Source organism: uncultured Salegentibacter sp., assembly GCF_963972535.1.
GTDB lineage: Bacteria > Bacteroidota > Bacteroidia > Flavobacteriales > Flavobacteriaceae > Salegentibacter.
Genome location: NZ_CAXAVR010000093.1, coordinates 1 through 10,927, shown reverse-complemented (window position 1 = coordinate 10,927; position 10,927 = coordinate 1). Strand labels below are relative to the sequence as shown.

12 protein-coding genes are annotated in these 10,927 nt (G+C 36.5%); 6 read left to right on the top strand and 6 right to left on the bottom strand.

All coding sequences use genetic code 11. The features are described from left to right. Positions 1-9 precede the first annotated feature (9 nt). Both AACZ30_RS10705 and AACZ30_RS10700 read left to right on the top strand, forming a co-directional pair. A complete protein-coding gene (locus AACZ30_RS10705; RefSeq protein WP_339649280.1) occupies positions 10-141 on the top strand; it encodes a T9SS type A sorting domain-containing protein in 132 nt (43 codons plus the stop codon). Positions 142-201: 60 nt separating this feature from the next. Continuing rightward, complete coding sequence (locus tag AACZ30_RS10700) at positions 202-1,179, top strand: acyl transferase (RefSeq protein ID WP_339649277.1); 978 nt, start codon at positions 202-204, stop codon at positions 1,177-1,179. A gap of 239 nt (positions 1,180-1,418) precedes the next feature. On the opposite strand, the gene tyrS is transcribed toward AACZ30_RS10700, so the two are convergent. Next, on the bottom strand, positions 1,419-2,714 hold the full coding sequence (gene tyrS, locus AACZ30_RS10695; RefSeq protein ID WP_339649276.1) for a tyrosine--tRNA ligase: 1,296 nt from the start codon (positions 2,712-2,714) through the stop codon (positions 1,419-1,421). A gap of 177 nt (positions 2,715-2,891) precedes the next feature. On the opposite strand from tyrS, the gene AACZ30_RS10690 reads away from it, so the two are divergent. Beyond that, positions 2,892-3,905 carry an NAD-dependent epimerase/dehydratase family protein gene (locus AACZ30_RS10690; protein WP_339649275.1) on the top strand — a complete coding sequence of 338 codons (1,014 nt, stop codon included), beginning with the start codon at positions 2,892-2,894 and terminating at the stop codon, positions 3,903-3,905. On the opposite strand, the gene AACZ30_RS10685 is transcribed toward AACZ30_RS10690, so the two are convergent. Genes AACZ30_RS10685 through AACZ30_RS10675 form a run of 3 tightly spaced genes read right to left on the bottom strand, consistent with a single transcriptional unit; the run spans position 3,902 to position 6,505 of the window. Beyond that, complete coding sequence (locus AACZ30_RS10685) at positions 3,902-4,429, bottom strand: DUF4296 domain-containing protein (protein ID WP_339649274.1); 528 nt, start codon at positions 4,427-4,429, stop codon at positions 3,902-3,904. The two genes, AACZ30_RS10690 and AACZ30_RS10685, sit on opposite strands and share 4 nt — an antisense overlap. Position 4,430: 1 nt before the next feature. Beyond that, entirely contained in the window at positions 4,431-5,774 is a 1,344-nt protein-coding gene (locus AACZ30_RS10680) for a dihydroorotase (protein ID WP_339649273.1), read from the bottom strand. Next, positions 5,771-6,505 carry a polyprenol monophosphomannose synthase gene (locus AACZ30_RS10675; RefSeq protein WP_208223143.1) on the bottom strand — a complete coding sequence of 245 codons (735 nt, stop codon included), beginning with the start codon at positions 6,503-6,505 and terminating at the stop codon, positions 5,771-5,773. The genes AACZ30_RS10680 and AACZ30_RS10675 overlap by 4 nt, the downstream gene beginning before the upstream one ends. Before the next feature lie 104 nt (positions 6,506-6,609). Here AACZ30_RS10675 and AACZ30_RS10670 point away from each other — a divergent pair, with 104 nt between their 5' ends. Together AACZ30_RS10670 and AACZ30_RS10665 are read left to right on the top strand one after the other, a co-directional pair. Next, on the top strand, positions 6,610-7,269 hold the full coding sequence (locus tag AACZ30_RS10670) for a DUF4271 domain-containing protein (RefSeq protein ID WP_339649278.1): 660 nt from the start codon (positions 6,610-6,612) through the stop codon (positions 7,267-7,269). Between the two features lie 28 nt (positions 7,270-7,297). Next, the gene (locus tag AACZ30_RS10665; RefSeq protein ID WP_075325108.1) at positions 7,298-8,044 is read left to right on the top strand and encodes a uroporphyrinogen-III synthase; all 747 of its coding nucleotides are present in this window, start codon (positions 7,298-7,300) and stop codon (positions 8,042-8,044) included. Positions 8,045-8,173: 129 nt separating this feature from the next. Here AACZ30_RS10665 and pckA read toward each other — a convergent pair whose 3' ends face one another. Together pckA and AACZ30_RS10655 are read right to left on the bottom strand one after the other, a co-directional pair. After that, on the bottom strand, positions 8,174-9,775 hold the full coding sequence (gene pckA / locus AACZ30_RS10660) for a phosphoenolpyruvate carboxykinase (ATP) (RefSeq protein WP_093304362.1): 1,602 nt from the start codon (positions 9,773-9,775) through the stop codon (positions 8,174-8,176). 75 nt (positions 9,776-9,850) lie between these two features. Continuing rightward, positions 9,851-10,240 carry a DUF423 domain-containing protein gene (locus AACZ30_RS10655; RefSeq protein ID WP_339649270.1) on the bottom strand — a complete coding sequence of 130 codons (390 nt, stop codon included), beginning with the start codon at positions 10,238-10,240 and terminating at the stop codon, positions 9,851-9,853. 68 nt (positions 10,241-10,308) lie between these two features. Between AACZ30_RS10655 and AACZ30_RS10650 the strand changes: the two genes are divergently transcribed. Then, on the top strand, positions 10,309-10,927 hold a 619-nt coding region (locus AACZ30_RS10650; protein WP_339649268.1), incomplete at its 3' end, for a saccharopine dehydrogenase C-terminal domain-containing protein.

Below are 10,927 nucleotides of genomic sequence, written 5' to 3'. Positions count from 1 at the left end.
TACAATGTTTTGGGGAAACCTGTACAACGCACCAAATTAAGAGGAAAAGAACTTGACGTTTCTTCACTTAGTGCAGGAATTTATATTCTAAAAATCAAGGAAGAAGAAGCCTCTGCCACAAGAAAATTGGTGGTGCGATAATTCAAACTTCAGACATTTCTTAGTTTTCTTAACTTCGCCTCACTAAATTTAACCACGAGAATGTTATCTGAAAGAATTTTTAATATTTCTAATCAGAAAGATTTTAATGAAATTACTCTTGAAGTATTTTCGTATCAATTTCAGCATAATAAGGTTTACCGGGAGTTTTGCGAGTTATTAAATCGAAATCCCGAAAATGTTCAAACCATTGAACAGATTCCATTTTTACCTATAGAATTTTTCAAAAAGAAAAAGGTAATTTCTGGTTTAGCTTCAGAAGAAATAATTTTCACCAGTAGCGGAACTACGGGTTTAAACACCAGTAAACATTACGTAACCAATTTAAAGGTTTACGAGCAAAGTTTTTTAAAAGCTTTTGAACTTTTCTACGGGAAACCAAAAGAAATGGTGGTTTTAGCGCTTTTACCTTCTTATTTAGAACGCCGGGGCTCTTCGCTAATCTATATGGCCGATAGCCTTATAAAACGCAGCAAACATCCTGAAAGCGGATTTTACCTGGACGAACTTGAGAACCTTCAAAAGAAACTTTCAGCACTAGACAAAAGCGGAAAAAAAATTCTTCTTCTGGGCGTATCTTTTGCCCTTCTCGATTTAGTTGAAAATTACGATTTCAACTTAAAGAATACTACTATTATGGAAACCGGTGGGATGAAAGGCCGGCGTAAAGAAATGATTAGGGAAGAACTGCATCAAATTCTTTCTCAAGGTTTTGGAGTAGAAAAGATTCATAGTGAATACGGAATGACCGAGTTACTTTCACAAGCCTATTCAGAAAGAGACGGAATTTTTGGCACTCCACCCTGGATGAAAATCCTTATTCGTGATGCCGAAGATGCGCTAAGCTATCTCCCAGCACATAAAACTGGCGGAATCAACGTAATAGATCTGGCTAATTTTAACTCTTGTTCATTTATTGCTACCCAGGATTTAGGTAGAAAAATCGAGAAAGATCAAACCGAAATTCTCGGAAGATTTGATAATAGTGATATTCGGGGATGTAATCTTCTAATCCTATAAGCTTTCTTCTATCAACATTCGCCAATAAAAACTTAAATATCAGTGCTTTATAGTTAAAGTTTATTAAAGCATGTAAATTTTAAGCAGTTTTCTCGTCTTATTAAATGTAAGATGAATTATGAATAAAATAAGTCTTACAGGCTAAGTGAAATTTTTTCATATTAGATTGGTTAGTTAGTTGCAAGCCCCATAAACGTCCTGTTTATGGGGCTTTGTATTTTATTAAACCAATCAATAGCTTAAAATGCCCTTATAATATAGGTATTCTTCTTTCCTTTATTAATAATTACATATTTATCATTAATAAGATCTTGCGGAGTGATGGTATAATCTTCCTTTACTTTCTCCTTATTTACAGAAACTGAATTTTCTTTAAGCGCCCTTCTGGCTTCACCATTGGATTGCAGAAAATTAGTTTTTGCCGATAAAGCCGCGATCATATCCAGGCCTTCTTCTATTTCGGCTTTAGCTACTTCAGCTTGTGGTACGCCTTCAAATACATCTAAAAATGTAGCTTCATTTAAAGATTTTAAATCGGCTGCGGTACTTTTTCCAAAAAGGACTTCAGAAGCTTTTACCGCGTTCTCAAAATCTTCTCGAGAATGAACCATAACCGTAATTTCTTCGGCTAAAGTTTTTTGAAGCACACGTTTATGTGGCGACTCTTTATGCTCGTCAACAATTTTATCTATTTCGGCTTTACATAACAATGTAAAGATCTTGATATATTTTTCAGCATCAACATCACTGGTGTTTAACCAATATTGGTAGAATTTATAAGGAGAAGTACGCTTTGGATCTAGCCAAACATTTCCGCCTTCGGTTTTCCCAAATTTAGTACCATCAGCCTTTGTAATTAAGGGGCAGGTTAAGGCATATCCTTTTCCATTTCCAATACGGCGAATCATCTCGGTGCCGGTAGTGATATTTCCCCACTGGTCGCTACCGCCCATTTGCAGCGTACAATCTTTTTCCCTAAATAAATGCAGAAAATCGTAACCCTGAACCAACTGGTAAGTAAATTCGGTAAAAGACATTCCCTCGGCAGCATCAGAAGATAAGCGCTTTTTAACCGAATCTTTGGCCATCATATAATTTACCGTAATATGCTTCCCCACATCGCGAATAAATTCCAAAAAACTGAAATTTTTCATCCAGTCGTAATTATTTACCATTTCGGCAGCATTTTCCTCTTCTTTTCCAAATTCCAGAAATTTAGAAAGCTGGTTTTTTATAGCCTGTTGGTTATGCCGTAAAGTTTTTTCGTCAAGCAAATTTCGTTCTGCAGATTTCCCTGATGGATCACCAATCATTCCTGTAGCACCACCCACTAAAGCAAAAGGTTTATGCCCGCAAAGCTGAAAATGCCTAAGCATCATCACGCTCACAAGATGGCCTATATGCAGGGAATCGGCCGTTGGGTCAATTCCAACATAAGCAGCACGCATTCCTTCTTTTAGATGGTCTTCGGTTCCAGGCATGACATCATGCACCATACCTCTCCAGGTAAGTTCTTCTACAAAGTTCTTATTCATAATTCAAATAATTTTGCTCAAAAATAATAGTAAATAAGCTCGGAGCAAGTCCCCGAACCCGTTTTACGAAATAAATATTTAGATTTTCTGGAAAATTTTGGAGATTTAAATCTCAACTATCGAGTAAAGATACCATAAACTCTTATTTTTCCTAAGTGGTTTTGGTATATTTACCACATGATTTTAGTTACAGGCGGCACCGGACTTGTAGGTTCACATTTATTGCTGAATTTATTAAAAGCCAGAAAAAAAGTTAGGGCCCTTCACCGAAAAAATAGCGACCTCGCAGCGGTTGAGCACGTTCTCAACTATTATACTTCTACTGAAGAAGCCAAAAGCTTATTCCAACAAATTGAATGGTTTGAGGCAGATATCACCAACGTACCTCAACTAAATAAAGCTTTTGAAAATATAAAATACGTTTACCACTGTGCTGCGCTTGTTTCCTTTGATCCCGCAGACGATAAAAAGCTGCGAAAAGTAAATATTGAAGGCACTGCAAACATCGTAAACCTTTGTGTTGCTTTTAAAATTGAAAAACTGTGCTATGTTAGCAGTGTTGCTGCACTTGGCAGAAGTTTAAACAACAAAGAGATTAACGAGCGCGCTATGTGGAACCCCGAAGAAGACCATAGCGATTATGCAATTTCTAAATACGGTGCCGAAATTGAAACCTGGAGAGGCTCACAAGAAGGCGTACCAACGGTAATAGTAAAACCCGGAATTATTATAGGACCAGGCTTTTGGAAAGAAGGTACGGGTCAAATTTTTTCTAAAATTGATAAAGGATTGAACTATCACTTTCCTAAAATAGCCGGTTTTGTTGGGGTAAAAGATGTAGTAAATGTAATGCAGCAGCTAATGGAAGCTGAAATAAAAAATGAAGCTTATATCCTGGTTTCTGAAAATATAAGTTTTAAATCTGTTTTTGAGCAAACTGCAATCGAATTGAATAAAACTGCACCTAAAAAAGCGCTTAAAAAATGGATGCTTTGGGTAGGTTGGTTTTTTCAGAAAGTTGGTGGATTTTTTTGCGCAAAAAGACAAATTACCAAAAACACGGTAAAAACCCTTTTCCAACATTCAAAATATTCAAACAAAAAAATTAAAGAAAGCCTGGGTTTTGAATTCACCCCAATAAAAAATGTAATTGCAGAAACAGCTAAATTCTACAAACAGGATAAATCTTAGTCTCGCGATCTTGGTTGAGGCAAACTGTCTAAAACACTCCTGCTAAGCGAATCTTTTTCTTTAGCTAAGGAATCAGGAATTTCTTCAATTTCCTTATCAGGGTTTAAAGAATCTTTTTCTACTCCCAGTGAATCACGTCTTACTTTTGCAATAGAATCTTTAATTCGTTGTTCTTGCTTTTGCAGTGTATCTAGCTCAATTTTTAATTTTTCAAAACGATTCTTTACACTATCGTAGATGCGCTGATAAATTTCAAAGTTATCGGCATAATAATCGTTGCTACGCTTAAACTGAACGCTATCTATATCGTATTTCTCGAAGATATATTCCTGGCCTCTAATCCCGGTATTTTCGAACATACGCTTATTAAAATTCCTGGCCGATTGCATTATGGAAACTTCGACAATTATATCTATCATTTTATCTTCAGGAATAAGATTTTCTGGCCTTTCAGATTCATCAATATTCTGGCAGGCAGCAAATGCTGCAACTATAAAAAACAGGAAGAAGATTTTTTTGCACATATTATCGGTCAAACTGCAAACGCTCTGCCACATTCGCAAAAGGCTGATGTTTAAAATTCTTATACACCAAATTACCGTTCACAAAAGTGTGTGTAACCCTAGATTTAAAGGTTACCCCCTCAAAAGGAGACCAGCCACATTTATACTGAATATTATCTGGCTGTACAGCCCACGGCGCGTTTAGATCTACCAGCACCAAATCGGCTTTGTAACCCTCTCTAATAAATCCGCGATCTTTTATCTCAAACAAAATAGCCGGATTATGACACATTTTTTCTACAATCTTTTCTAAAGAAATTTTCTCCTGATGGTAGAACTGCAACATTGCAGCAAGCGAATGTTGTACCAACGGGCCACCACTTGGTGCCTTGGTATATACATTTTTCTTTTCTTCTTTAGTATGCGGAGCATGGTCTGTAGCTACCACATCCAAAAGATCATCGTTTAAAGCTTTCATTAAAGCTTCCTGATCCTTTTTAGTTTTAACCGCAGGATTCCATTTAATCAAAGTTCCTTTTTTCTTATAGTCAGAATCATTGAACCAAAGATGATGTATACAAACCTCAGCCGTAATTTTTTTGTCTTTAAGTTTCTTTTTATTGCTGAATAAACTCAATTCTTTTGCTGTAGAAACGTGAAAAACGTGTAATCTCGCGCCGGTTTTTTTGGCCAAAGCTACCGCTCTGGATGAAGACTTATAACAAGCTTCTTCGCTCCTAATTTGTGGATGCAACTCAATTGGAATATCATCGCCAAAGCGCTCTACACATTCCTGTAAGTTTTTCTGAATAGTTTCTTCGTCTTCACAATGCACAGCGATTAACAATGGAGATTTTGAGAAAATTTGCTCTAAAGTTTTTTCGTCGTCTACCAGCATATTTCCTGTAGAAGAACCTAAAAACAGTTTTAAAGCTGCTGTGGTTTTAGGATCTACTTTTAGAATTTCTTCCAGGTTATCGTTAGTACCACCAAACATAAAAGAGTAATTGGCATAAGATTTTGCTGCAGCCAATTCAAACTTCTTTTCTAATTCTTCTATGGTGGTAGTTTGCGGAAGCGTATTGGGCATTTCTATAAATGAAGTAATTCCACCAGCCACAGCCGCACGAGATCCCATTTCTAGGTTATCTTTATGGGTAAGCCCCGGCTCCCTAAAATGCACCTGATCGTCTATTACACCAGGTAACAAATGGGTTCCTTCGGCATCAAAGATTTGTACATCTGGGGATTTGGCACTAATGCTTTCGGCAATTTCTACAATTATTCCACCTTCAATAAAAACATCGGCTTCTTTAATTTTACCCTCGTTTACAATCTTCGCGTTCTTGATTAAGACTTTCTTCATTTCAATTTAATCTGCTTAAAAAGACTTTTAATCTTCATTATTATTACCCCAAAAATGGCTTCAGAAATTATGGAGCCACTCATTTTTGAAGTTCCTCGTGTTCTATCTGTAAAGATTACGGGAACTTCTTCTAAATTATATTTTAGCAAATATGCTTTAAACTTCATTTCTATCTGGAAGGCATAGCCAACAAATTGTATGCTATCCAAATCTATTGTCTCCAGCACTTTTCTTTTATAACAAACAAAACCGGCGGTGGTATCGTGAATATCCATTCCGGTAATAAATCTTACATATTTAGATGCCAGCCAGGATAATAAAACCCTGCTCATAGGCCAGTTAATTACATTTACCCCGGTTTTATATCGGGAACCTATGGCAACATCGGCATTATTCCTTTTGCAGGTATTGTATAATCTTATAAGATCGTTAGGATTATGAGAAAAATCGGCATCCATCTCAAAAACATACTCGTAATCCCTTTGCAGCGCCCATTTAAAACCGTGAATGTAAGCCGTTCCCAAGCCTAATTTCCCAACTCTTTCTTCAAGAAAAAGACTATCATGAAATTCGGCTTGCAGGGTTCTTACCAGGGTTGCAGTGCCATCGGGAGAATTATCATCTACCACCAAAATATGAAATTGTGTAGGTTGGGAAAACACGTTTCTAACCAGCCGCTCAATGTTTTCAATTTCATTAAAGGTGGGTATAATGACTATCCCCTTTACCATCTTATCAATTTTTGCACAAATGTATGCATTTTAAATCTTCGTTTCCCGGCATCACCTTCAAGTTTTAACCTCAAAATAATTATACATTTGCAAAAAAAGTTTTAATCCTGGAAGCCATAGAAAGACATATTGTTTCACTAGACTGGATCACCCTCACGCTAATGGGTGCATTTCTATTACTGGCTATTGTAAGAACAGTATATCCACAACGTTTTGAGGATTTTCTTTCACTGCTTTCCTCTAACAAATTTATGATGTTTAGAGGAAAGAAGAACAAAGCTTTTCATCCTTTTAACATTTTGCTTTTCTTTGTTCACCTCATCTCTTTTTCCCTGCTTTTCTACCTGTTTTTCAGTTTCTTTTGGAAGGACACAACTTTAAACCCGGCTTTTGTTTTTATACGTATTGCTACTGCTTATGGTAGTTTTGTTCTATTAAAATTTGGGCTGGAAAAAATAGTTGGCAACGTTTTTAATTTAGACCCGCAAATAGATTCTTATCTCTATCAAAAAATAAGCTACCGCAATTTTATAGGACTTATATTATTAATCCCTAGCTTAATATTCGTCTATACCTTTACTCCTACCGCTTTTGCCCTATATACTTTATTGGGTATTTTAGTCCTAAGCAATATTTTTAGCCTGTTATTAATCTACCGGGAAAATCAAAACCTTATTACTGGCAATTGGTTTTATTTTATTTTGTACCTTTGCGCTCTCGAAATTGCCCCCTATATTATTTTGTACAAGCTAATTACAATTTAAACAAAGGACCAAATAAAAGTATTGATATATGAAAGTGAAAACAATTTTAGTTTCCCAGCCCGAACCTAAAGTAGAGAACTCTCCTTATTTTGAGCTTGAGGAAAAACAAAAAGTAAAAATTGATTTCATCCCTTTTATTCACGTAGAAGGTGTTTCTTCTAAGGAAGTACGCCAGCAAAAAGTAGATCTTACTAAATATTCTGCAATTATTCTTACCAGCCGTAATGCTGTAGATCATTTTTTTAGAATCGCCGAAGAATTGCGTTTTAAGGTGCCAGACACCCTGAAATACTTTTGTTTAAGTGAAGCTGTAGCTTACTATTTGCAAAAATATGTAGTTTACCGCAAGCGGAAAATTTATGTTGGAAAAAGAACTTTTGCCGATCTTTCCCCGCTTATTAAGAAATACAAGAACGAAAAGTTTTTACTTCCGTCTTCAGATATGCTGAAGCCAGATGTTCCAAAAACGCTAAACAAATTGGGCGTAGAATGGAAACAAGCTACGTTTTACAAAACCGTGGTAAGTGACCTTTCTAACCTACGCGATGTAACCTATGATATCCTGGTATTTTTTAGCCCAAGCGGAATCAAATCTTTATTTGAAAATTTCCCAGACTTTGAGCAGAAAGAAACAAAAATTGCGGTATTTGGAAATACAACCATAAAGGCAGCAAAAGAACACGGGTTAACCGTTAATATAAAAGCGCCAACTCCAGATACCCCATCTATGACCATGGCGTTGCAAAAATATATTGCAGAAGCAAATAAGAAATAACCTATAGAAGAATTTTAAACCTCACTCTAGTGAGTTAAGATTACCTTCCATTTATATTTTTTTAAATAAAAAATCCGGTGCATTTTACACCGGATTTTTTTTGAATCAATTAACTAATTAAAAATAATGCTAGGATGAAGTTGGCCCGCCGGCCATAATTTCATCATTAGCATATGCTTCAAACTTTTCAAAGTTCTTTTTAAAGGAATTTGCCAGTTCTCCTGCTTTTTTATCATAAGCTGCAGTATCTTTCCAGGTATTTCTGGGATTTAAAACTTCTGCAGGCACGTTAGGACAATTTAATGGCATCTGTAGCCCGAACATATTATGCGTACTAAATTCCGCATCTTTTAATTCGCCATTTAGCGCAGCGCTAATCATAGCCCGGGTATATTTTAATTTCATTCGGTTTCCGGTACCATATGGCCCACCGGTCCATCCAGTATTAATTAACCAAACATTTACTCCGGCTTCTTTCATTTTAGCGCTTAACATTTCGGCATATTTTGTAGGGTGCAAAGGCATAAAAGGCGCACCAAAACAGGCTGAAAAACTTGGTACAGGTTCATCTATTCCAGCTTCGGTACCCGCAACTTTTGCCGTATAACCGCTTATAAAATGATAAGCCGCCTGGCCCGGCGTAAGTTTACTTATTGGGGGCAAAACCCCAAAAGCATCGGCGGTTAAAAAGAATATATTCTTGGGATTTTCACCTACCGATGGCACCTGAATATTATCTATATGATGAATAGGATAACTAACTCTTGTATTTTGAGTTATGCTGGTATCAGAAAAATCTACATTCCCGTCCTCGTCCAAGATTACATTTTCCAAAATAGCTCCCGGCTTGATGGCTCGGTAAATATCTGGTTCATTTTCTTCGGTAAGGTTTATCACCTTAGCGTAGCAGCCCCCTTCAAAATTAAAAATTGTATTTTCTTTGGTCCAACCGTGTTCATCATCACCAATTAGTTTTCTGTCAGGATCTGCAGATAAAGTGGTTTTTCCCGTTCCCGAAAGTCCAAAAAATATGGCGGTATCACCATCTTCACCAACATTAGCAGAGCAATGCATTGGAAGCGTATTTTTATCTACCGGAAGTATAAAATTTAAGGCTGAAAATATTCCTTTTTTAATCTCCCCTGTGTAGCCGGTTCCACCAATTAAAGCAATTTTTTTTCTGAAATTAAGAATAGCAAAATTCTCCTGGCGCGTTCCATCTACTTCAGGATTTGCCTTAAAACCGGGAGCGTTAAGAATTAGCCATTCTTCCTTAAAGCTTTCGAGTTCCTTTTCTTCCGGCCTTAAAAACATATTATAGGCAAACATATTAGACCAGGGATACTCATTTACCACCCTAATATTTAAGCGGTATTTTTCTTCGGCGCAGGCATAGGCATCGCGAGCGTAAATTTCCTTATCAGAAAGGTAATTGGCAACCTTATCATAAAGTTTGTCGAATTTGGCAGCATCAAAAGGAATATTGATATCTCCCCACCAAACTTTGTCGCGGGTAATTTCATCTTTTACAATAAAACGATCTTTTGGCGATCTCCCGGTATAAGCTCCCGTGTTAATAGCCAGGGCGCCCGAATTTGTTTCGGTACCAAGACCATGTTCTAAAGTATCGTAATGAAGTTCTTCAGGAGATAACTGGTAGTGTACCGTTGCATTTCTGATCCCGTAGTTTTCTAACGAAATCGTTTTCGTAGTTTGGGTGTGTGCAAGCATAAATTTAAAGTGTGTGGTTTGTTATGGGTACAAAATTATAAATCTTATACACATAAACTGCTAAACTTTCTTAAATTATTTAGACTTAAATTTTATGAATTCCACCAGTAAAAAAATCCACGCGGCTATTAATAGCGTACCTCCCAGCGGGGTCACTAATGCAATTGCCGTAAAATCTATAGTTGTTAAATTATTGGTGGCGAGTAAATATATAGATCCAGAAAAGCAAATTACGCCAAATAGGAGCAGATAAAAGATTGGTTTTTGAAAACGAAATGAGGGCATTTTAAAACCTCCAATAAAAAGAAGTAACAAACCATGATACATTTGATATTTAACCCCCGTTTCAAAAGAATCTCTTGCTACGGCATCTAATAATGGTTTTAAGCCATGTGCACCAAAAGCACCAATTATTACTGCTAAAAGTCCAAAAATTGCCCCGGTTATTAAAAATTTCCTATTCATTTAGGTTATTTTTTATGAGTTAAAGATTTAATACATTCGTAAACCACTACACAAAACTAATTTATTTTATGAACAACATTTTAATAATCGGGGCAGGAAAATCTACTTCTGTCCTAATCGACCATCTTTTGTCCAAAGCCGGGACAGAAGATCTCTTTTTAAGAATTGGAGATATTAATCTTGATAATGCTAAAAAAGCCTGCAAGAATAAAAAACATTGCGAAGCTTTTCATTTAGATGTTTTTAATGCTGAAAGCAGGGAAAACGCGGTGAAAAGTGCCGATATCGTGATTTCCATGCTTCCGGCGAGATTTCATATAGAAGTTGCCAAAGCTTGCGTAAAGTTCAAAAAGAATATGGTGACCGCCTCTTACATAAGCAAAGAAATGAAAGCTTTAGATGAAGAAGTAAAACAAAACGGACTCATATTTATGAATGAAATTGGGGTAGATCCCGGTATTGATCATATGAGTGCAATGCAGGTTATAGACCGTATTCGTGATAAAGGCGGAAAAATACTTTTATTTGAATCTTTTACTGGCGGCCTTGTAGCTCCTGAAAGCGATACCAATCTCTGGAATTATAAATTTACCTGGAACCCAAGAAATGTAGTAGTTGCCGGGCAGGGCGGCGTGGCCGAGTTTATACAGGAAGGAAAATATAAATACATTCCTTATCACCGTTTAT